General features: G+C 60.0%; 16 protein-coding genes. 6 read left to right on the forward strand and 10 right to left on the reverse strand.

Annotated features, from left to right (window positions below; genetic code table 11):
- Positions 1-107: 107 nt before the first annotated feature.
- Positions 108-1,505: a NarK family nitrate/nitrite MFS transporter gene (locus OKF39_RS13870; RefSeq protein WP_047364940.1), complete on the reverse strand. Its 1,398-nt coding sequence runs from the start codon at positions 1,503-1,505 to the stop codon at positions 108-110.
- Positions 1,506-1,814: 309 nt separating this feature from the next.
- Here OKF39_RS13870 and narX point away from each other — a divergent pair, with 309 nt between their 5' ends.
- Both narX and narL read left to right on the forward strand, forming a co-directional pair.
- Positions 1,815-3,611, forward strand: a complete 1,797-nt coding sequence (narX, locus tag OKF39_RS13875) for a nitrate/nitrite two-component system sensor histidine kinase NarX (RefSeq protein WP_032644884.1) — start codon at positions 1,815-1,817, stop codon at positions 3,609-3,611.
- Positions 3,604-4,254 carry a two-component system response regulator NarL gene (gene narL, locus OKF39_RS13880; RefSeq protein WP_003856701.1) on the forward strand — a complete coding sequence of 217 codons (651 nt, stop codon included), beginning with the start codon at positions 3,604-3,606 and terminating at the stop codon, positions 4,252-4,254. The genes narX and narL overlap by 8 nt, the downstream gene beginning before the upstream one ends.
- 3 nt (positions 4,255-4,257) lie before the next feature.
- Here narL and OKF39_RS13885 read toward each other — a convergent pair whose 3' ends face one another.
- From OKF39_RS13885 to nasR, 7 genes are all read right to left on the reverse strand, one after another.
- The gene (locus tag OKF39_RS13885; protein WP_045261100.1) at positions 4,258-5,664 is read right to left on the reverse strand and encodes a YchO/YchP family invasin; all 1,407 of its coding nucleotides are present in this window, start codon (positions 5,662-5,664) and stop codon (positions 4,258-4,260) included.
- A gap of 75 nt (positions 5,665-5,739) precedes the next feature.
- Positions 5,740-8,238, reverse strand: a complete 2,499-nt coding sequence (locus tag OKF39_RS13890; RefSeq protein WP_479983056.1) for a nitrate reductase — start codon at positions 8,236-8,238, stop codon at positions 5,740-5,742.
- Positions 8,235-12,221, reverse strand: a complete 3,987-nt coding sequence (gene nirB, locus OKF39_RS13895) for a nitrite reductase large subunit NirB (protein WP_479983057.1) — start codon at positions 12,219-12,221, stop codon at positions 8,235-8,237. Before nirB ends, OKF39_RS13890 begins: the two co-directional genes overlap by 4 nt.
- Positions 12,222-12,234: 13 nt before the next feature.
- The gene (locus OKF39_RS13900; RefSeq protein WP_045630583.1) at positions 12,235-13,023 is read right to left on the reverse strand and encodes an ABC transporter ATP-binding protein; all 789 of its coding nucleotides are present in this window, start codon (positions 13,021-13,023) and stop codon (positions 12,235-12,237) included.
- Between the two features lie 9 nt (positions 13,024-13,032).
- Positions 13,033-13,911 (reverse strand): nitrate ABC transporter permease, encoded by an 879-nt coding sequence (gene ntrB, locus OKF39_RS13905; protein WP_479983058.1) that lies wholly within the window; start codon positions 13,909-13,911, stop codon positions 13,033-13,035.
- A gap of 2 nt (positions 13,912-13,913) precedes the next feature.
- On the reverse strand, positions 13,914-15,161 hold the full coding sequence (locus tag OKF39_RS13910) for a CmpA/NrtA family ABC transporter substrate-binding protein (RefSeq protein ID WP_479983059.1): 1,248 nt from the start codon (positions 15,159-15,161) through the stop codon (positions 13,914-13,916).
- Between the two features lie 227 nt (positions 15,162-15,388).
- A complete protein-coding gene (gene nasR, locus OKF39_RS13915; RefSeq protein WP_479983060.1) occupies positions 15,389-16,573 on the reverse strand; it encodes a nitrate regulatory protein NasR in 1,185 nt (394 codons plus the stop codon).
- A gap of 71 nt (positions 16,574-16,644) precedes the next feature.
- Between nasR and OKF39_RS13920 the strand changes: the two genes are divergently transcribed.
- The 3 genes from OKF39_RS13920 to OKF39_RS13930 all read left to right on the forward strand — a co-directional run bounded on the left by OKF39_RS13920 (position 16,645) and on the right by OKF39_RS13930 (position 19,323).
- Positions 16,645-16,998, forward strand: coding sequence for a DsrE/DsrF/TusD sulfur relay family protein (locus OKF39_RS13920; RefSeq protein WP_028013455.1), 354 nt, complete (start codon positions 16,645-16,647; stop codon positions 16,996-16,998).
- Between the two features lie 106 nt (positions 16,999-17,104).
- Positions 17,105-18,889: a methyl-accepting chemotaxis protein gene (locus tag OKF39_RS13925; RefSeq protein ID WP_479983061.1), complete on the forward strand. Its 1,785-nt coding sequence runs from the start codon at positions 17,105-17,107 to the stop codon at positions 18,887-18,889.
- A 194-nt stretch (positions 18,890-19,083) separates the two neighbouring features.
- On the forward strand, positions 19,084-19,323 hold the full coding sequence (locus OKF39_RS13930) for a DUF1883 domain-containing protein (protein ID WP_013096243.1): 240 nt from the start codon (positions 19,084-19,086) through the stop codon (positions 19,321-19,323).
- A gap of 29 nt (positions 19,324-19,352) precedes the next feature.
- Here OKF39_RS13930 and OKF39_RS13935 read toward each other — a convergent pair whose 3' ends face one another.
- Positions 19,353-20,048 (reverse strand): gamma-glutamylcyclotransferase, encoded by a 696-nt coding sequence (locus tag OKF39_RS13935; protein ID WP_028013457.1) that lies wholly within the window; start codon positions 20,046-20,048, stop codon positions 19,353-19,355.
- A gap of 177 nt (positions 20,049-20,225) precedes the next feature.
- The gene (gene chaB, locus OKF39_RS13940) at positions 20,226-20,456 is read right to left on the reverse strand and encodes a putative cation transport regulator ChaB (protein ID WP_014884191.1); all 231 of its coding nucleotides are present in this window, start codon (positions 20,454-20,456) and stop codon (positions 20,226-20,228) included.
- A 269-nt stretch (positions 20,457-20,725) separates the two neighbouring features.
- Here chaB and chaA point away from each other — a divergent pair, with 269 nt between their 5' ends.
- Complete coding sequence (gene chaA / locus OKF39_RS13945) at positions 20,726-21,826, forward strand: sodium-potassium/proton antiporter ChaA (RefSeq protein WP_047368718.1); 1,101 nt, start codon at positions 20,726-20,728, stop codon at positions 21,824-21,826.
- Positions 21,827-21,898: the final 72 nt, after the last annotated feature.

Consider the following 21,898-nt stretch of genomic DNA (forward strand, 5'->3'; position numbering starts at 1 on the left):
CACAGTGTTACCCGCAAATGACTGCGGTAAAAGCTTTCAGTATGTTGTAACTATTATTCATTCGAAAAAAAACGCGGCCCGAAGGCCGCGTTAACGGATAATCACACTTACTTATTTTTCTTGGTATTACGGCCATATACCAGCCACGTAATCACGACGCAGGCGATATAGAAGACGAGGAAGACTTTCATGGCGCCAGCCGGAGAGCCGGTCAGGTCAAGCGAGATGCCGAATGCTTTCGGAATAAAGAAGCCGCCAATTGCGCCAATAGCCGAGATAAAGCCCAGGGCCGCAGCCGTATCCGTCGCCGCTTCACGCATGGCCTGCTCTTCGCTTCCGCCCTGCGCTTTCACGCGATCCATCGTCAGCTTGCGGAAGATCACGGAGATCATCTGGAAGGTGGAAGCACTCCCCAACCCGGCCGTCAGGAACAGCACCATAAACACGCCGAAGAAGGCAAAGAAGTTACCGCCCTGCCCGTCAGAAGGCAGCGTCAGGAACAGCAGCGCGCAGAAGACTGCCATCACAATAAAGTTCACCAGCGTAACGCGAGTCCCGCCCAGACGGTCGGAGATCATGCCGCCCAGCGAACGCGCCAGTGCGCCAATGAACGGACCGAAGAAGGCGAATTGCAGGATCTGCACGTCCGGGAACTGGGTTTTCGACAGCATGGCAAAGCCCGCTGAGAAGCCGATAAACGAACCGAAGGTAGCCAGATACAGCAGCGCCATCACCCACAGGTGTCCACGTTTCAGCACCGGAAGCTGCTCGCTCAGGGATGCTTTCGACGCGCTCAGATCGTTCATAAAGAACCACGCAGCGAGGGTGAAGACCACCAGGAACGGGACCCAAATCCAGGCCGCGTTCTGCAGGTAGAGGGAAGAACCATCCGCCTGCTCAACGCCGCCGCCACCGAAGGCGGCAAAAATAGAAACAGAGATCGCCAGCGGCGCAATCAACTGCATCACGCTTACGCCCATGTTGCCCAGACCGCCGTTAATACCCAGCGCGCCGCCCTGCTTCGCTTTCGGGAAGAAGAAGCTGATGTTCGCCATGCTGGAGGCGAAGTTAGCGCCGGCGAAACCGCACAGCAGGGAGATAATCACGAACACGCTGAACGGCGTGGAGGTATCCTGCACCGCGAAACCTAGCCACACGCAAGGGACGATCATGATGCCCGTACTGAACGCCGTCCAGCGACGTCCACCGAATACCGGGACCATAAACGCGTAAGGGACACGCAGCAGCGCGCCAGACAGCGACGGCAATGCGGTAAGCATAAACAGCTGATCGGTCGTGAACGTAAACCCTACTTTCGGCAGGTTTACCGCGACCGCGCTAAACAACATCCATACGCAAAACGCTAAAAGCAGACACGGAACGGAAATCCACAGATTCCGGCTTGCTACACGATGGCCGCGCTGTTGCCAGAACGCCGGATCCTCTGGACGCCAGTCTGTAATAACGGCACCATTTTCCCTTTCGGGAGCGGATGAGTGACTCATAGACACCTCTGATTCTCGAATGATGCTGCAAACATTAGGGTTTTAGGGCGGCGGTAAGTTGATATAAATCAAAGGAAAAGTGCGGGGATTTGCGGCGCAAAAAAAGGGGTTATCCTTAGTGAGTAGGATAATTCGGTAAAAAAGACGTGGTTTTTCACTGCACTGAAGGTTCCTTGCTACCACCGCTTCTTCACCTATACTCCGTTGGCAATTTAGGGGTAATCCTTTATTGGTATGGGTATACTCCAGGGTATGCACCAGAATAGCGCCATTCCTGCAAGCAGGCCACGTCAGGAGCCCGGCAACTCTATGTTAAAAAGATGTTTATCACCGCTGACTCTCGTCAATCAGCTAGCCCTGATTGTTTTGCTGTCTACCGCCCTTGGCGTGGCCGGCATGGCGATTTCCGGCTGGCTGGTACAAGGGGTACAGGGTAATGCACATGCCATCAACGAGGCAGGTTCTCTACGCATGCAGAGTTATCGTCTGCTGGCGTCGGTCCCCCTGACGCAGGACGATCGACCCTTAATTGATGAAATGGAGCGCACGGCCTTCAGCCCCGAACTGGAAAACGCCGCCATCCGCGCCGGCCAGCAGTCCCAGCTTAAAGCCCTGCAGGGCTACTGGCACACCCAGCTGGAACCCGGTCTGAAACAGGCGCGCAGCACCGAAACCGTTGCGCAGGACGTAGCGGGTTTCGTCTCCCGCATTGACGCGCTGGTCTCCTCTTTCGACCAAACCACCGAATTACGCATCGACCGGGTGGTAATGGTACACCGTGCCATGGCGCTGTTTATGGGCCTGCTGCTGATCTTCACCATTATCTGGCTCCGGGCGCGGCTGCTGAATCCCTGGAAACAGCTGCTGGCGATGGCGCGCGCCGTAACGAACAGAGATTTTACCCAGCGCACGCACATCAGCGGCCGCAACGAGATGGCCATGCTCGGCCAGGCGCTGAACACCATGTCGGCGGAGCTCTCCGAAAGCTACGCGGTGCTGGAACAGCGCGTGCAGGAAAAAACCGCCGGGCTGGAGCAGAAAAATGAGATCCTCTCCTTCCTGTGGCAAGCCAACCGTCGGCTGCACATGCAGGTGCCGCTATGTGAACGCCTTTCGCCGGTGCTGAACGGCCTGCAAAATCTGACCCTGCTGCATGACCTGGAGCTGCGGGTTTACGATGTGGAAGATGAAGATAATCATCAGGAGTTTACCTGTCAGTCCGACATGTCCTGCGATGATAAAGGCTGCCACCTGTGCCCGCGCGGCCTGCCGCTGCAGGCTTCTGGCGGCACTACCCTGAAGTGGCGGCTGACGGACAGCCACACCCAGTACGGTATTCTGCTGGCCACCCTGCCAGCCGGACGTCATCTGAGCCACGACCAGCAGCAGCTGGTGGACACCCTGGTTGAACAGCTAACGGCCACGCTGGCGCTCGACAGGCACCAGGAAAAACAGCAGCAGCTGATCGTCATGGAAGAGCGCGCGACCATCGCCCGCGAGCTCCACGACTCTATCGCCCAGTCGCTCTCCTGTATGAAAATGCAGGTGAGCTGCCTGCAGATGCAGGACGCGGAAATGCCGGAAAGCAACAAACAGCTGCTGAGCCAGATCCGCAACGAGCTGAACACCTCCTGGGTACAGCTGCGCGAGCTGCTGACCACCTTCCGCCTGCAGCTGACCGAGCCGGGGCTACGCCCGGCGCTGGAATCCAGCTGCCAGGAATTTAGCGCCCGGCTTGGCTTCCCGGTGAAGCTGGATTACCAGCTGCCGCCGCGGTTTGTCCCTTCTCATCAGGCGATTCATCTGCTGCAGATCGCCCGCGAAGCGCTGAGCAACGTGCTCAAACACGCTGAAGCGACGGCGGTTACGGTTACCGTCAGCCAGCACGCTAATCAGGTCAGGCTGACGGTTCACGACAACGGTCGCGGCGTGCCGGAAAATGCCGAACGCACTAACCACTATGGTTTAATCATTATGCGAGACCGCGCCCAAAGCCTGCGCGGTGATTGCCAGGTTCGACGGAGAGAGACGGGTGGCACGGAAGTTGTGGTCACCTTTATTCCCGAAAAACCGCTTACAACTGCTCAAGGAGAAACCCATGACTAATCAGGAACCGGCATCCATCCTGTTGATCGACGACCATCCGATGCTGCGTACTGGCGTAAAACAGCTGGTCAGCATGGCACCCGACATTACCGTGGTGGGCGAAGCCAGCAACGGTGAACAGGGTATTGAGCTGGCCGAATCCCTCGATCCGGATCTGATCCTGCTCGATCTCAACATGCCCGGCATGAACGGTCTGGAAACCCTCGACAAGTTGCGCGAGAAATCCCTTTCCGGTCGCGTGGTGGTCTTTAGCGTCTCCAACCACGAAGAGGATGTGGTCACGGCGCTGAAGCGCGGCGCGGATGGCTATCTGCTGAAGGATATGGAGCCGGAAGACCTGCTCAAGGCGCTGCAGCAGGCCGCCGCAGGCGAGATGGTGCTGAGCGAGGCCCTGACCCCGGTGCTGGCTGCCAGCCTGCGGGCGAACCGCGCCACCTCTGACCGCGACGTCAGCCAGTTAACCCCGCGCGAGCGCGATATTCTGAAGCTGATTGCCCAGGGCCTGCCGAACAAAATGATCGCCCGCCGCCTGGATATCACCGAAAGCACGGTTAAAGTGCACGTGAAGCATATGCTCAAGAAAATGAAGCTAAAATCCCGCGTTGAAGCCGCGGTGTGGGTCCATCAGGAACGTATTTTTTAAGCATTACTCATCCGGCAGCAGCTTCCAGCGCGGGTCGTCGTCAGGTAATGCGACCAGCGGCTGCACCACAGCGAGCGTGATCTCATTGGATGAGACGCGCTGGCCCTTCGCATCTTCCACCACCGCCGAGAGATGCCAGCGGTTTGTCGCCCCTTCAGCGTCATTCCAGGCAGGCATGATCACGCTCCAGCCGTCGGTGCTGTCACTTTTCCCCGGGGACGTCAAGCTCAATGCCTGGGTATCACCCTGCCAGTGGATCTGACGAATACCGTGAGTGCTACGAACCTGCAGCTTCAGCATGACGGTTTCGCCCCCTTTGAGATCCCACGGAGGGGTTGCCAGCCAGACGGAGAGCGTTTTACGCTGGCGGAACTCCATGACCGGCAGGCTGTTACGCTCCGGCGAGTCATAGCGGCTTCCGCGCAGGGATCGCGTGGCCGCGACCTCTCCGGCGGAGAGCTGCTTCACCAGCGGCACGCCGAAGCGATAGTTGAGCTTCAGCCCGAGGTTATTCTGGCTCTCTCCGCTTTCGCCCTGCTTATGCCCGGCGGTCAGCGTCACCAGCGGCACGGGGGTATAGTTAAGCCCGAGATTGACCGCCACCGGGTTGTGATACCCGGTTCCGCTGTTGAAGAGGTCAACGTTGTCGCCAAAATATTGCTCAAAGCTGACGCTGGTGTTCAGGTGATGAAACCACGGCAGCCAGGCTTTGGCGGTCACGTCATATCCCCGCGCCATGCGCTGCTCCTGGACGTCAGAGCTGTCGCGCCAGCCGGCAAAAGGCTGATAATAGTTAGCCGACAGGCGCAGATTTTCTCCCCATACCTCCGCGCCCAGCCCGGCACGCTGCAGGTTCTCATCCAGCAGGTTGTCGTAAAAGGTGTTGTAGCCCAGCAGCCATTTTCCTGCCACCCAGCGTTGGCCGATTCCGGCGTTACTGACCAGGCCATCCGTCTGCTGCGTCAGGCCGAGCTGGCTCCAGCTCAGGTAACGGTTGTTATCGTTCCAGGGGATAAACCAGCTCCCGCTGCTGCCGTTGAATTTCCCGTCGTTATCCACCAGCAAATTGACGCTGGCATTCCCCCAGGGCGACAGCCAGGATTCAATCTGCTGGTTCACCTCGCCGCTCACCGCGTCGCGCACCTGACCAAAGGCAAACTGCCGCGCCTGCTCGCCCGTAGTCAGGCCGTTGTCGGTCATACTGGCTTCACCAAAGGCTTTCGCCATTTCGGCGAGATGCTTTTCCCCCTCCCCGGTCGGGGCTGCCATACCGAGATCGGGGAGATTATCCCCATTATTATCAAAGGGATTTTGTGCCTGCTGGATAAAGGAATTCGGCGCACCGTGAACGGCTCCGGCTGTAACGAGGGAGAGTAAAACCAGCGTTCGGAAAGGGGAAGAAACAGTCATCAATGTCGTAAGAATTACCTGGTGCTTACGTAAGAACACCAGGTACCTTAACGTGATTTCTCCCTCTTTGCAGCTTTACGGGGAATTTTCCGGAATTTCCTGAAACATTGTTTTGAGCTCAGGCACGCACGAACCGCAGTTCGTGCCGCACCGTAGCGTCGCCCCCAGCGCGGTAACGGAACCGCAGCCTCCGGCAATCGCATCCCGTATCGCGTTTTCTCCAACGCTGAAACAGCTGCAGATGATGCGCCCCGGATCTGTAACCTTCCCCACGCCCTGCCCGTTCAGCAGCGCATGGCGCTCAGCGGGCGTCGAGGGTGGTGACTGAAAAGCGGCTTCTATCACCGGGTGCGCCAGATCGGGCAAGGCGGTGCCTTCCCAGAAACCCAGCATCAGATGGCCGTTATGCCAGGCCAGTACGCTGCTGCGTTCACCCGTTTGCGCAACCTGCAGCTGCCAGCCCCGGCCGCTGGCATAGTCCATGACCCACGACAGCAGCGGCTTTTCACCCGCTATCGTCATTCGCGAGGCTTTACGCCACCAGTGAACCGAAGAGGGGATTTCCGGCCATTCCCGGGCATAGAGCTCCCCCTGCCAGGCGGGCTGCCAGGGCATGATTCTGACGGCGGTTTGCTTACTCTCCGGCTGCCCGGAAGCCGGATCGACGCGCCCTTCCACCAGCGCGTTAACCTTTCCCTGGCGGGCAAACTCAGCGTTCCAGTGCATCGGGGCAAACGCTTCGCCTTCCCGTATTCCGTCGTTGATTCGTACTCTGGCCACCATCACGCCGCGCGGCGAGCCGATCCGCGCCAGCTGGCCGTCGCACAGTGAAAACCGAATGGCGTCTGCGGCGCAGACCTCAACAAACGGCTCCGCGATATGCTGCATCAGCCGGGGCACGTATCCCGTACGGGTCATGGTGTGCCACTGGTCGCGGATACGGCCAGTGTTGAGGATCGCCGGGTATAGCGCGGTAGCCGTCGCGCCGTGCGGCAGCGGATCGACAGGCACTACGTTTCGACGCGGTAAATTTCCCGTCGGCCACTGGTACGGCTCAAGCGTCTCCCACGCTTCACGGGTTAACCCCGCCAGTTCCTGAAGGTTCAACGCCCGCGCACCGTCATTTTCAAACGCCGTCAGCGCCGCATGTTCGCAAAAAATCTCCTGCGGATGTTGCCAGGCAAAGGCCTCGCCGTAGCCCAGCCGTTTTGCAATCTGAGCCACGATCCACCAGTCCGGCTTCGCCTCACCCGGCGCGGGCAGAAACGCGCGCTGGCGCGAAATGCGCCGCTCGGAATTGGTCACCGTGCCGTCCTTCTCCCCCCAGCCCAGCGCCGGAAAACGGATATGGGCGAAGCGGCTGGTGTCGGTATCTTTCATCACCTCAGAGACAATCACCAGCGGACAGGCCGCCAGCGCCTGACACACCGCGTGGCTGTCCGGCAGCGACACGGCAGGATTGGTGCCCATGATCCACACCGCCTTCACCTCGCCGCGGGCGATGGCGTCAAACAGTTCCACCGCCATCAGCCCCGGCGTCTGCGCCAGCCGTTCCGTTCCCCAGAAACGCGCCACCCGCGAAAGATCGTCCGGCTCGAAGCTCATATGCGCCGCCAGCTGGTTCGCCAGCCCGCCCACTTCCCGGCCGCCCATGGCGTTTGGCTGTCCGGTCAGCGAAAACGGGCCGCAGCCCGGACGGTTGAACTTCCCGCTGGCAAGATGCACGTTAATGATGGCGCTGCACTTGTCGCTGCCGCTGGAGGACTGGTTGATCCCCATGGTGTAGAGCGTAATGGCGCGAGGCACGGTAACAAACCAGTCGTAAAAGGTACCAATATCCTCTGCCGGAAGGTCGCAAAAAGCCGCCACGCGGGCAATCGGCCACTCATCGGTGCCCTGGATCAGATTGAGCAATCCCACAAACAGCCCGGCGTCGCTGCCGGGTTTAAGCGCCAGATGCAGGTCGGCAATATCGCAGGTAGCGGTTTTACGCGGGTCAATCACCACCACCTTCATCTGCGGGTTGTTGTGCTTTGCCTGCACCAGACGCTGATAGAGCACCGGATGCGTCCAGGCCGCGTTCGAGCCGGCCAGCACCACCAGATCGCTGTTTTCCACATCCTCGTAGCTGCACGGCACCACGTCTTCGCCAAAGGCGCGCCTGTAGCCCACCACCGCCGAGGACATGCAGAGCCGGGAGTTGGTATCGATATTCGCCGCGCCGATAAACCCTTTCATCAGCTTGTTGGCGGCATAGTAGTCCTCGGTTAACAGCTGGCCGGAGGCGTAAAACGCCACCGCCCGTGGCCCCCATGTGTCGATGATCTCCCGCAACCGCTCGCCCGCCGCGTTCAGCGCCTGGGACCAGTCCACCTCAAGTCCATCGACAACGGGGTACAGCAATCGCCCCTGCAAGCCCGTCGTCTCCCCCAGGGCCGATCCTTTCACGCACAGGCGGCCAAAGTTTGCAGGGTGGGTGTCGTCCCCCCGAACGCTGACCGCTCCATCCTCCACGCTGGCGATCACGCCGCAGCCGACCCCGCAGTAGGGGCACGTTGTCCTGGTTTCCGTCATGAGGCCTCCGCGCGCATCACCAGCTCTTCGTTGCCGACCCACACCTTGCCATTTTCAATTTTGACCGGCCAGGCGCGCACCGCGGGTTCGCCACTCTCCACCTGACAGCCGTCGCGCAGGCGAATGCGCTGCTTGTAGAGCGGAGAAATAACCACCGGTTCGCCCGCCGCATCGCCGAGGATGCCGCGTGACAGTACGTTCGCGCGGCTGCCCGGCTCCAGGTCGTCCAGGGCATAAACAGTTTGACCAAAGCGGAACAGCGCGATCGGTTTACGGCCAAGACGCGCGCCAATGCCCGCCTGCTCCGGGATATCGTCAATGCCGCAGATTTCCTGCCAGCGCTTGCTTTCGTCCGACGGCGCGACGTTCACCGCGGTGCGGAACAGCGCCAGGCGGTCAGGATCGTTGAGCGTGGTTTGCCATTCGCACTGGTACGTCTCGACTACCCGGGCCATCTCCTGCTCCAGCTCGTGGGCGATGCCGAGACTGTCGTTGAGGATCACCTCACGCAGATAGTCGAGGCCGCCCTCCAGGTTGTCCATCCAGGTGCTGGTGCGCTGCAGGCGATCCGCCGTGCGGATGTAGAACATCAGGAAACGGTCGACGGTGCGGATCAGCGTTTCGTCATCCAGGTCGCTGGCGAAGAGATCCGCATGGCGAGGCTTCATCCCGCCGTTGCCGCACAGATAGAGGTTCCAGCCTTTGTCCGTGGCAATCACCCCCACGTCCTTGCTCTGCGCCTCCGCGCACTCGCGGGTGCAGCCGGAAACGGCCATTTTGATTTTGTGCGGGGCGCGCAGGCCCTTGTAACGGTGCTCCAGCCTGACCGCGAGACCAGTGGAATCCTGCACGCCGTAGCGGCACCAGGTCGACCCGACGCAGGATTTCACCGTGCGCAGGGATTTCCCGTAAGCGTGCCCGGTTTCAAACCCGGCCTCCACCAGCGCCTGCCAGATCTCAGGCAGCTGTTCCAGGGTGGCGCCAAACAGGTCGATACGCTGCCCGCCGGTGATTTTGCTGTACAGGCCGTAGCGTTTCGCAATCTGGCCGATGGCGATCAGCCCGTCGGCGGTCACTTCTCCTGCGGGCATGCGCGGCACGATGGAATACGTCCCGTCCTTCTGAATATTGGCGAAGTAGCGGTCGTTGGTGTCCTGCAATGGCAGATGCGCCGGCTTCAGCAGGTATTCGTTCCAGCAGGAGGCCAGCACGGACCCCACCAGCGGCTTACATATTTCGCACCCGTGCCCCTGACCGTAGCGGCTGATAAGCTGGTCGAAGGTTCGGATATGGTTGACGCGCACCAGATGGTAAATCTCCTGGCGCGAGTACGGGAAGTGTTCGCAGATGTCCTTTTTCACCTCCACGCCCTGCTCGGCAAGCTGGAACTCCATCACCTGCTTCACCAGCGCGCTGCAGCCCCCGCAGCCGGTCGCCGCTTTGGTGCACTGCTTAACGGCGCCGATATCCGCTGCGCCCGCGCTCACCGCCCGGCAAATATCGCCTTTGCTGACGTTATGACACGAACAGATCTGCGCGCTTTCCGGCAGCGCCGCCACGCCCAGCGCTTTTGGCGCGCTGCCTGACAACGCAGGTAGTATCAGCGTTTCCGGCTCTTTCGGCAGGCTTATGCCGTTAAGCATCATCTGCACCAGCGTGGCGTATTCGCTGGCATCGCCCACCAGCACGCCGCCGAGCAGCGTTTGGCCGTCGTGGCTGACCACGATTTTCTTGTAGATTTGCTGCGGGCCGTGCGTCCACTGGTAGCTTAGCGCCCCCGGCGTGCGCCCGTGAGCATCGCCAAACGACGCCACGTCCACGCCGAGCAGCTTGAGCTTAGTGCTCATATCTGCCCCGGTGAAGGTCTTATCTTCGCCCGCGAGCGCGGCGGCGGCGACGCGCGCCATCTGGTAGCCCGGCGCCACCAGGCCAAAGATTTTCCCCTCCCACAGGGCGCATTCACCGATGGCAAGCACGTTCGAATCGGAGGTCCGGCAGGCGTCATCAATGCAGATCCCGCCGCGCTCGCCAATAGCCAGCCCGCTGCTGCGCGCCAGCGCGTCCTGAGGACGAATACCGGCAGAGAAGACCACCATGTCCGTTTCCAGCTGTTCACCGTCGGCGAAGCGCAGCACCAGCCCGTCGGCCGTCGCAGCAATTTCCGTGGTGGCTTTACTGGTGTGAACGCCAACGCCCAGCGCCTCGATTTTCCTGCGCAGCATCGCCGCGCCGTCATTATCAAGCTGCACCGCCATCAGATTGGGCGCAAACTCCACCACGTGCGTTTCCAGGCCGAGTTGCTTGAGGGCATTCGCCGCCTCCAGCCCAAGCAGGCCGCCGCCAATCACCACGCCACGACGCGAGCCCGCCGCGTGGGCCGCTATGTTGTCCAGGTCGTCAAGGGTGCGGTAGACAAAGCAGCCCGGCAGATCGTTGCCCGGTACCGGCGGTACGAACGGGTATGAGCCGGTCGCCAGCACCAGCTTGTCCCAGTGGGTCTCATGCCCGCTGGCGGTACGCACCACGCGCGCATCGCGATCGATAGCGACGATCTGCTGCGAGAGGCGCAGCTCAATGCCGTTATCGGCAAAGAACTCCCCCTCCACCAGCGAGAGCGACGCCGCGCTTCGGCCGCCAAAGTATTCCGACAGATGCACGCGGTCATAGGCGGCATAGCGCTCCTCACCAAAGACAACGATCTGATACTGCTGATGCAGATTGCGGTTAACGCAGTCTTCGAGAAAATGATGGCCGACCATACCGTGCCCAACCACCACCAGAGTAGGTTTTGTCATAGCGTTCTGTCCTGCAACCTGCGGTTGCGTAGTGAAACGATCGAACAGCCAGTCCGCGCGTGCGGGCGCAGCCGTTGCCAGTAAATCGGTAAATGTTGCCGCGCTGCGGCAGTCGCCCATCAGCAGCACGCCAGCCAGCGCACCCTGATGGATCAGTAACCGACGATAGTGACGGGTTAGCGGATCCCAGGAACTCCAGACCACATCGCCCTCCTGCGCCGCCGCGCGCCCGAGGCTGAACAGCTCCACGCCGGTCACCTTGAGGCGCACGCCATTGTCGGTGAGGGCAAACGGCGCGGCTGTGTCGCCCGCCAGCCGCGCGGCGAGAATATCCGCCTGCGTCATACAGGGCGCGACCAGGCCAAAGGTCTGGCCGTCAATTTCGCAGCACTCGCCAATGGCGTAGACGTCCGGTGCGGAGGTCCGCATCTGGCTATCCATCACGATGCCGCGCGCGCAGCGAACACCGCTGGCCTGCGCCAGCGCGACGTTGGGCTGAACGCCGGTCGCCAGCACCACGCGCGCGGCGGCGACGCGGCGTCCGTTGAGCAGCGTCACGCTATTCCCGTTAATCCTCGCGATGCCGGAGGCGAGTTCAGAGCGCACGCCCCGCGCCGCCAGCGCCTCTTCAAGCAGTACGCCCGCCTGCTGGTCCAGCTGCTGCTCCATCAGCCACGGGCCGCGATGAACGAGCGTGACGTTGTCACCTGAACGAGCCAGCGCTGCCGCCGTCTCTACGCCGAGCACGCCGCCCCCCAGCACCACTGCCGGACCGGCTATCGCCTGAATGGCGCGGATATCCTCCAGGGTACGGAACGTGAAGACGTGCGGCGCATCGCCCCCAGGAATCGGCGGCACAAACGGCGTTGACCCGGTGGCAAATACCAGCGCATCCCAGCCCAGCGTGCGGGCGGTAGTTTGCACTTCCCGCGCGTCCACGTTCACGGCGAGTGCCTTTTCGCCCCGCAGCACCGTCACGCCGCGCTCCCGGTACCATTGGTCATCCTGAAGGCAGATGCCCGCAGCCGTTTTTTCACCCCCCAGCACCGGCGAAAGCTGGATGCGGTTATAGGCATGCTCCGGCTCGTCACCGATGACGGTGATAGCGAACCGACCGGAAGCTCGCCCGGTGAGCGAAGCAATCAGCCGGGTTGCCGCCATGCCATTCCCGATAATGACCAGTCGCATCAACGCCCCCTCGTTACGCCGCTTTCGGCTGTTTTTCGTAGAGGAAATGGAGGATCTGCTGGCGCATGTGGTGATAGCGGCTGTCGTCCGCCAGCTGCACCCGGTTGCGCGGGCGCGGCAGGTCAACGCGCAGGATCTCCCCGACGGTGGCCGCCGGGCCGTTGGTCATCATCAGCACGCGATCGGAGAGCAGCACCGCCTCGTCCACGTCGTGGGTAATGAGCACGATGGTAGTGTTCAGCGCCTGCTGGATCTGCATCACCGAGTCCTGCAGATGGGCGCGCGTCAGCGCATCCAGCGCGCCGAACGGCTCATCCATCAGCAATACTTTCGGCTTCATCGCCAGCGCGCGGGCAATCCCGACGCGCTGCTTCATGCCGCCGGAGATCTCCCCCGGACGCTTGTGCAGCGCGTGTCCCATCTGCACGCGGTCGAGGTTGTGCTCGATCCACTCTTTGCGCTCGGCCTTGCTCATGGTGTGACGGAACACCTGATCCACCGCCAGCGCCACGTTGTCGAAGCAGGTCAGCCACGGCAGCAGCGAATGGTTCTGGAACACCACCGCGCGCTCGGGCCCCGGCCCGGCGATTTCGCGGTTGTCGCAAATCAGCCCGCCTTCCGTCGGCAGCGCGATCCCGGCGATGAGGTTAAGCAGCGTCGACTTACCGCAGCCGGAGTGGCCGATAAGACTCACGGTTTCGCCCTCGTGGATATCAAAAGAGACGTTCTGCAGCGCCAGAAACTCGCCGCTGGCGGTGGAAAAACGCTGGCTCACGGCCTGGACCTGAATTAATGGTTTCATGTTCGCTCCTTATTTTTCCTGCCAGCTAAAGCGACGGGCGATCAGCATCAGCCCCTGCTCCAGCAGCAACCCGACCACGCCGATGATGACGATGGCGATCAGAATGTTTTCGACGTTGAGGTTGTTCCACTCGTTCCAGATCCAGAAGCCGATACCCAGCCCCCCGGTGAGCATCTCGGCGGCGACAATCACCAGCCAGGCGATGCCGATGGAGAGGCGCACCCCGGTCAGCACAGCGGGTAGCACAGCCGGGAAGAGTATGCGGCGCATGATCGTCCACTCGGAAAGCTGCAATACGCGGGCGACGTTGAGGTAGTCCTGCGGAATGCGGCGCACGCCTTCGGCGGTGTTGATCACCATCGGCCAGATAGAGCAGATGAAAATGGTCCAGCTCGACGCGGGCTCCGCTTTCTGGAACAGCAGCAGGCCGATGGGCAGCCAGGCCAGCGGGCTGACCGGCCGCAGAAGCGCAATCAGCGGATTGAACATGCGCGAGAAAAAGGTGAAGCGGCCAATCAAAAAGCCCAGCGGAATACCCGCCAGCGCTGCCAGGCCAAAGCCGATGGCGACGCGCTGCAGTGAAGCAAGCACGTTCCAGCCAATGCCCATATCGTTAGGCCCGTCGCGATAAAACGGGTCGGCAAACAAGGTAATGGCGGAATCAAGCGTGCTGAGCGGCGTCGGGAAGCCTTTGCTGTTTATCGCCGCCAGTTGCCAGAGCACCACCAGCAGCCCGAGGCCGAGCAGCGCCGGGATAACGCGCTGGAAAAAGTCGTTCATCCGGCGCGCTAACGCGGGCGGACGGCGGCGAACCTGTACCGGAGGCAGGATAATCACTTCCCCGCTCTCTGGCGTCTCTTGTGGTTTCGTGTTTTGCAGATGCGGCATAATCAGGCCCCTTTACGGTGAATGGCGAAACGGCTGGCGTACCCTTCCGGATCGGTGCCGTTCCAGACGGTGCCGTCCATCAGCGTGCTGCTGCGGAACGGTGATGACGGCGTGGACATGCCGCCGACGGCGGTGGCGGCATCCTGCCAGACCGAGGTCTGGTTGATGCGCTGCGCGATGCCCGCATAGTCCGGCGCGGCTTTGAGCAAGCCCCAGCGGCGGAACTGGGTTAAGAACCACATGCCGTCGGAGAGATACGGGTAGCTCACAGCCCCCTCGTTGAAGAAGCGGATCGGGTGCGCGTCCTGCCAGCGCTGGCCCAGGCCGTTGTCGTACTCGCCGAGCATACGCCCGGTGAGATACTGTTCTTTGCAGTTGAGCCACGCCCGGCGGGAGAGGATCTGCGCGGTTTCGCGTTTGTTTTCCGGGGACGCCTCGATCCAGCGCGCGGCCTCCAGCACCGCGCTCACCAGCGCCCGGGCGGCGTGCGGTTTTTTCTCCACCCAGTCGCGACGCGTGCCGAGGATCTTTTCCGGATGATCGGCCCAGATGGACTGCGACGTGGCTGCGGTAAAGCCGATACGGTCGTTAATCGCCCGCGCGTTCCACGGCTCGCCGACGCAGAAGCCCACCATGTTGCCGATGCGCATGTTCATCACCATCTGCGGGGGCGGCACCACCACCGTGCGCACGTCGTCAAAGGGGTTAATGCCCGCGCTGGCCAGCCAGTAGTAAAGCCACATGGCATGCGTCCCGGTCGGGAAGGTGTGCGCGAAGGTGTAGGTTCCCGGCGCCTGCTGCCCGATCAGCGTTTTCAGCCCGTCGAGATCGCGAACGCCCTTCTCCGCCAGATCGCTTGAAAGCGTGATGGCCTGGCCGTTCTGATTGAGCGTCATCAGGTTCGCCATCTGCTGCGGCTTGCCGGCGATGCCCAGCTCCAGCCCGTACAGCAGACCGTAAAGAATGTGTGCGGCGTCCAGTTCTCCCGCCACCAGCTTGTCGCGCACCGCCGCCCAGCTCGCCTCTTTGGTGGGAACGATGGTGATACCGTATTTTTTATCAAAGCCTTTTAACGCTGCGATAACCACCGGCGCGCAGTCGGTCAACGGGATAAACCCGACGCGCACCGTCTCCTGTTCCGGTTTATCTGAGCCAGCCGCCCAGGCAGCCTGCATAACACCCGGTAACAGCGCTGCGCCACTCGCCAGCATGCTGGCCTGCAAAAATCGCCGTCTCGACAAATCCGCCATAACCGCTCCCGAAAAAAAGCCAAAAAAAAGCGCCCGCCGTGCCGAAGCACCGCTGGACGCCTTTATCCCGAAGACAAATGCACCGCCGTTGGCGCACCGTCAAAAATGGTTAATTAAATAATGCAAAGCCAGTGCCAGGTTTAAAGACCCTCTTTCAGGGCCGAAAACCGGGTTTTGCCCGCGTTCACGCACCTCAATCAGGCATAAAATGCCCGCTGATTGTGCAGCTACTCCTTAGTTGTTACCTGCCAGACGCTCTTCACCGTAAGCAGCGCGCGGGCGATATCGACCATGCGCTGGTTCTTGTCCATTGCCATTTTGCGCAGCGTCGTCCAGGCCTGTTCTTCACTCATGTTCTGGTGGGTCATCAGCACGCTTTTGGCTTTATCAATGGTTTTGCGCTCCTCAAGCGTATCGCGCAGCGACGCGAGCTGGCGGGAAAGCTGCTCTATCTCTCGTGCCTGCTGGCGAACCAGGGTCAGCAGCGGTTTATCCGGGTAGTGCGCCAGCGGATCGTCCTGTTCATCCCCGGGAAGCGGGTATGCCTCGTCGCGCTGAATACGCTCATCCACCGCGACCATTAGATCGGCGATGATCGTCTCCTCCAGCGCGCGCAGATGCTCCAGCCGCGCCGTTTGCAGCGCAAACCAGGCGAGTGCGGTATGGCCATTGTCTGCGGCAGGCTGGCGGGTACAGGCCACGCGCCGGAGCTGCTCCGTCTCACGATCGGGCTGACAATTAAGGGAGAACGAAGTCTGCACGTCGGCCTGGCTGTGGGAGAGAAAGATCTCAAAGCAGGCCTGCTGCCCGTCAATGCGGTCAACCAGCCGCTGGCGGGTCACATCATCGAAAAAGCCCTGCGTGAAGCCAATCGCCCCCAGGGCCCGCTCTTGTCCCGCCAGTTCTTTCCCCTGCATCAGGCTATATAGCGCGACGAAACGGCCCGCAATTTGCGGGTCGTCAATGCTGTCATTAAGCTGCGGTACGATACTGAGCAGGTGGCGCAGCATGCGGGAGTAGTGCTCCATTGCCTGCGGAGCCGTCAGCGTTTGCCGATTTACACCGTCGCGCAGTGCGGGAAGCGTCTCCAGCGTGAGCAGCGCATTGCCGATACGTTCGCAAACGGCGCTTCCCGGAAAGGCGGACTGTTTTCCAAGAGTGCCGTTCAGTGCAGCAAGGTTTTCGTCCACCAGCGCCCGGCTGGCTTTGCATTCAGGTGCATAGAGCTTACCCTGTGAGCAGAGCCAGACGTTAGATGCGCCGCGCTCGCACTGGAGCATATGCACCAGCTGGCTAATACCGCGCACCAGCACGTTCAGCTGCGCCAGCCTGCTGAGCTGCTCCCGGCGCATCCGCCTTGCGCGCTGGAGCCATTCGGTTGCACCTGGCGAAATGCCGGCCATTAATGTCATGCTTACTCTCCCGGACAGCGAAACTCCGGGAAATTAAGCAATATTCGTGCCTTATAAGAACAGGAGTCAACATGCAGAAGATTGTGATCGTCGCCAACGGGGCGGCCTACGGCAGCGAATCCCTTTTCAACAGCCTGCGCCTGGCGATCGCGCTACGCGAAAAAGAGAGCGATCTGGTATTGCGGATATTTTTAATGTCCGATGCCGTGACCGCCGGGCTGAAGGGTCAAAAACCGGCGGAAGGCTACAACATTCAGCAGATGCTGGAGATCCTGACCGCGCAGGACGTGCCGGTTAAACTCTGTAAGACCTGCACCGATGGGCGCGGCATTACCGGGCTGCCGCTGATCGAGGGCGTAGAAATCGGTACGCTGGTTGAACTGGCCGAATGGACGCTGACCGCGGATAAAGTATTAACTTTTTAATAATAAACCCGTAAAAATATTATTTTCTTATGGACGCGGTTTCAGCATCAAGTTTACCTGCGGGGTTGCCGATAGGCATGGAAACAACACAGCAGGTATTTCACTTATGTTCAGATCCATTCGCGCACGCATTATCGCCGCGACGACAGGCTGCCTCGTCGTCGCCCTTCTTCTCAATACCGTAATTAACTTCCAGGTCACGCGCCAGGATAACCAGCAGTTCCAGCGCGATATTCTGACCAGCACCCGCGCCAGCCACAACATGGCGATTGCCGACTGGGTCAAAAGCAAAATGACGGTGATTACCTCCGCACAGAGCATCGCGCTGGCTGACGATCCGGTTCCGGCGTTTAAGCAGCTTGCCCTGGCGGGCGGTTTCACCAACGTTTACGTGGGTTACGCCAGCAAGACGGCGAAATTCTCCGACCCGACAGGCGTCCCGGCGGATTATGACCCCACCGTTCGACCCTGGTATCAACAGGTGGTGAGCACGGACGGCCCGGTGGTAACGGCACCCTACGTTGATGCCGGGACCGGGAAGCTGGTGGTCACGTTTGCCGTGCCGGTGAAAGAGAATGGCGCTCTGAAAGCGGTGGTGGCGGGCGATGTCGCCATGGATAGCGTGGTGGCGAACGTGCGCGGGATCCACCCCACGCCGGCCAGCAGCGGGTTGCTTCTGAACAGCGACGGCACGGTGATTGCCGCCAACGAGCCGGCCCTGACGCTGAAGCCGTTTGCCGAGACGATCAAAGGCATCGACCTTGCGGCGCTGAAGAGCGGTAACCCGGTCGACGGAACGCTGAATGACGAGGAAAAAACCTTTATCGCCTCAGCCGTGCCGGGCACGAACTGGCTCCTGGTCGTCGCCCTCGACAGCAGCGATGCCACCTCCGGCATGCGTTCCCTGCTGAAAGCGTCGGCGATTTCGCTGGTGATCCTCGCACTCCTGAGCGGCGCCATTGTTCACGTCCTGATTGCCCGCCTGCTGAAGCGCCTGTCCGACATTCGCGACGCGATGCACAACATTGCCAACGGCACTAACGATCTGTCCCAGCGCCTGCCGGACAGCGGCGATGACGAAGTGGCGCAAATTGCGCAGGCGTTTAACGCCTTCAGCGATAAGCTCTCGGTGGTAATGGTTCAGCTCCGCGACGCCAGCGCCTCGGTGAAAAACGCCGCGCAGGAGATTGCGGCAGGTAACCAGGATCTCTCCGGACGTACCGAGCAGGCGGCGTCCAGCCTTCGCGAAACCGCCAGCGCCGTGGAAGAGATCACCGCCTCTGTCACCCAGTCGAATGAATCGGCAGCAGAAGCCAACGATCAGGCCAGCAAGGCCTCTGCGGCCGCAGCGCGCGGCGGTGAAGTGGTTTCGCAGGCCATCAGCACCATGCAGTCCATCGAAGTGGCGTCCGCTAAGATTGGCGATATCACCAGCGTGATCGACGGCATCGCCTTCCAGACCAACATTCTGGCGCTGAACGCCTCCGTCGAGGCGGCGCGTGCCGGTGAGCAGGGCCGCGGGTTCGCCGTGGTTGCCGGTGAAGTGCGGAACCTCGCCAGCCGCAGCGCCCAGGCGGCGAAAGAGATCAAATCGCTTATCGACTCCACCACCGACAGCGTAGCCACCGGCTCGCGCTACGTGCATCTGGCCGGGGAAAGCATGGATGAGATCCGCTCCAGCATCGGCAGCGTCTCCGGCATCATGCGCGAGATCTCGATTGCCACCAGCGAGCAGATGAAAGGCATTCACGAGATCAACCACGCGGTGACCCATCTCGACAGAATGGTGCAGCAGAATGCCGAGCTGGTGGTGCAGTCCGCCGCGGCCGCCAGCGCATTGCAAAGCCAGGCGGGCGACCTTGCTGAAACCGCCGGCCATTTCCGCATTTAATTTTCTTCAGGCGCGCGTTAAACAGGGTAAACGCGCGTCAGCTGAAAGGTTTCAGGAATTTTGTCATTTTTGTTTAATCGTTATGCCATTTTTTGATCAAAATCAGCATCCCTCGCTCCCCGCTTTGGTGTTATGCAATGAGTATTTTGTGAACAACATCACGCTCGGGATGGGCAAAATCGACGGGGTAGAAAATGGCACTGGTGAAAACAAGTTTGAAACTGTTTGGCGGGGATACGGTGGTGGTGCGTTGCTCAGAGCGCTGTCGTATTCATCTGATGAGTGCGAAAGCACAGAAGCAATCCCAGGCGGATATTCTGACCGTGCAGGATGACAAGGCCTGGCTTACCGTGCCGTATACCGGCACGTGGGATGTGCTGATCGACAGCCACAGCCAGTCGCTGGAGCATTCGGTCAGCTACGTGGCAGCGTAATTTAAACGCCCGGCTCGCCGGGCGTATTCTCAGGCAAAACCCGGTCGCAGCGTGCTGTTGAGCGGGTTCCCTTCCAGCAGCGCCTTCACTTTCACCACCAGCTCATTCAGACAATCGTCCTGCATGCCGAGGCGGGTCAGCTCCTGATCGAGGGAGAAGAGATATTGCGCGTTGGTGCCCAGCGGCCCGCTGGCGGCGGCAATTAACGGGGCAATCACCTGCGTGCGGGTGTCCGCTTCATACAGCGGGTGGCGCGGATCCATAATAAATACCAGCGCGTTAACGGTGCGCCCGTCGTCGAGCTCCAGCTTGCACCAGCTCGGCATATAGCAGCCGGTGATCATCTCGCGCTTCCAGAGCAGCGTCAGCTCCTCTTCGAGCGTGGCATCCGGAAGGCGATACGCGACGCCCGTGGTGCGTCCGCCCTCTTTTAGTGCAAGCATGCGCCCTGGCTGACAGGCGCTGCCGCGTCCGGCCGTCAGGCGCAGGCAAAATGCGCGATGCCAGCCGGGCAGCGTGCCGGTTGCCGATTCAACAAATTCGAGAGCCGGGTTCCACATCAGTGAACCGTAGCCAAAAATCCATACCGGGCCATCATCCGGGCGGCAGGCAAGCGTGGCAGCGAGCGACGCCGCACGTTGTTCAGCTGACCAGAGAAGCGATTCCTCAATAGCACCAAATGCCGTCTTACAATCTGCCTTCATTAAGAAATCACGCGTTAACACTTTACACCTCCGCCACTGCATGCTTCCTTGCGACATCTGTAATTCGCCTTCCCGGCATTCTGTGCTGGTCATTTTGCCAGCAGTCAAATTACGATAAGCAATTAGCGGACCAGTTGCAATACAACGGCAGTTCAACCGCCTGAAAAGTCAAAATGAAGGCAGCGAATAATTTCACGGCTATTTCTTCTTATGCCATTTATCATCGTCTCCTTTCTCATAGTCATGTTTTACTGCGGCCCAGGCGACCTTGTGCGCCGTCTCTTCCCGGCTGGCATCATCCCGCCGATCGTCTTTATCTTTGTACTGATCCCAGGCGCTGTTAAACGCTTCTTTGTAGATATCCTGCGCGTGTTCGGGCAGGACGTTTTTCACGTTATCGGGTAATTCGCGTTTCGTTTTATATGGCATCACTAACCTCTCTTTTGCCTAAAGAGTTAAGTGTGGACGACGATACGCCGGTGTGCCAGCCGGTCATAAACAATGAACAGATGTATTTCATAATTCATTGTTATTAAACATATATTTAAAATAAATATCTTATTATAGGCATTAAACAAGAAAACCATAACAAAGGGTAAAATTAAGTAAAAAATAAAGGTTATTTAACAGATTTCTGTTAATTTATTGCCCTTAAAATCTATCTATAATTACAAGCACCTGCATTGATGGAGAAGCACATGACAGCAACACACGAGGCGGTAAAGACCCGCCACAAGGAGACGTCTCTCATTTTCCCGGTTCTGGCACTGGCTGTGCTGCTCTTCTGGGGAAGCAGTCAGTCACTGCCAGTGGTGGTTGGTATCAATATTCTTGCCCTGGTGGGCATTTTAACCAGCGCGTTTAGCGTCGTTCGTCATGCGGACGTATTAGCCCACCGCCTGGGCGAGCCTTATGGCTCTTTAATTCTCAGCCTTTCCGTCGTTATTCTCGAAGTCAGCCTGATTTCCGCGTTGATGGCAACCGGCGATGCCGCCCCGACCCTGATGCGCGATACGCTTTACTCCATCATTATGATTGTGACGGGCGGCCTGGTAGGCTTCTCTCTGCTGCTGGGCGGACGCAAATTTGCGACCCAGTACATGAATCTTTTCGGCATTAAACAGTATCTGATTGCCCTCTTCCCGCTGGCCATCATCGTGCTGGTCTTCCCGATGGCGCTGCCGGGCGCAAATTTCTCCACCGGCCAGTCGCTGCTGGTCGCGCTGATTTCCGCCGCCATGTACGGCGTGTTCCTGCTCATTCAGACCAAAACGCACCAGAGCCTGTTTGTTTACGAACATGAAGATGACAGCGACGACGATGACCCGCACCACGGCAAGCCGTCGGCCCACAGCAGCCTGTGGCACACGGTTTGGCTGATCGTGCATCTGATTGCGGTGATTGCCGTCACCAAGATGAACGCCAACCCGCTGGAGACGCTGTTAACCGAGCTGAACGCGCCGGTGGCCTTTACCGGTTTCCTGGTGGCGCTGCTGATCCTGTCCCCTGAGGGTTTAGGTGCGCTGAAGGCGGTGCTGAACAATCAGGTGCAGCGTGCGATGAATCTGTTCTTCGGCTCCGTGCTGGCGACCATTTCACTCACCGTGCCGGTGGTGACGCTGATTGCCTTTATGACCGGTAACGAGCTGCAGTTTGCGCTGGGCGCACCGGAGATGATTGTGATGGTGGCCTCGCTGCTGCTGTGCCAGATTTCATTCTCCACTGGCCGCACCAATGTCCTGAACGGCGCGGCGCATATGGCGCTGTTTGTAGCGTATTTGATGACGATCTTTGCGTAGTCTTTTGCCTAGCGGCGCTTCGCTTACCCGGCAATATGTCCCATAAAAAAACCCGCCGAAGCGGGTTTTTTT

The sequence above is a fragment of the Enterobacter cloacae complex sp. HYC042_NIDB genome (genome assembly GCF_056673315.1).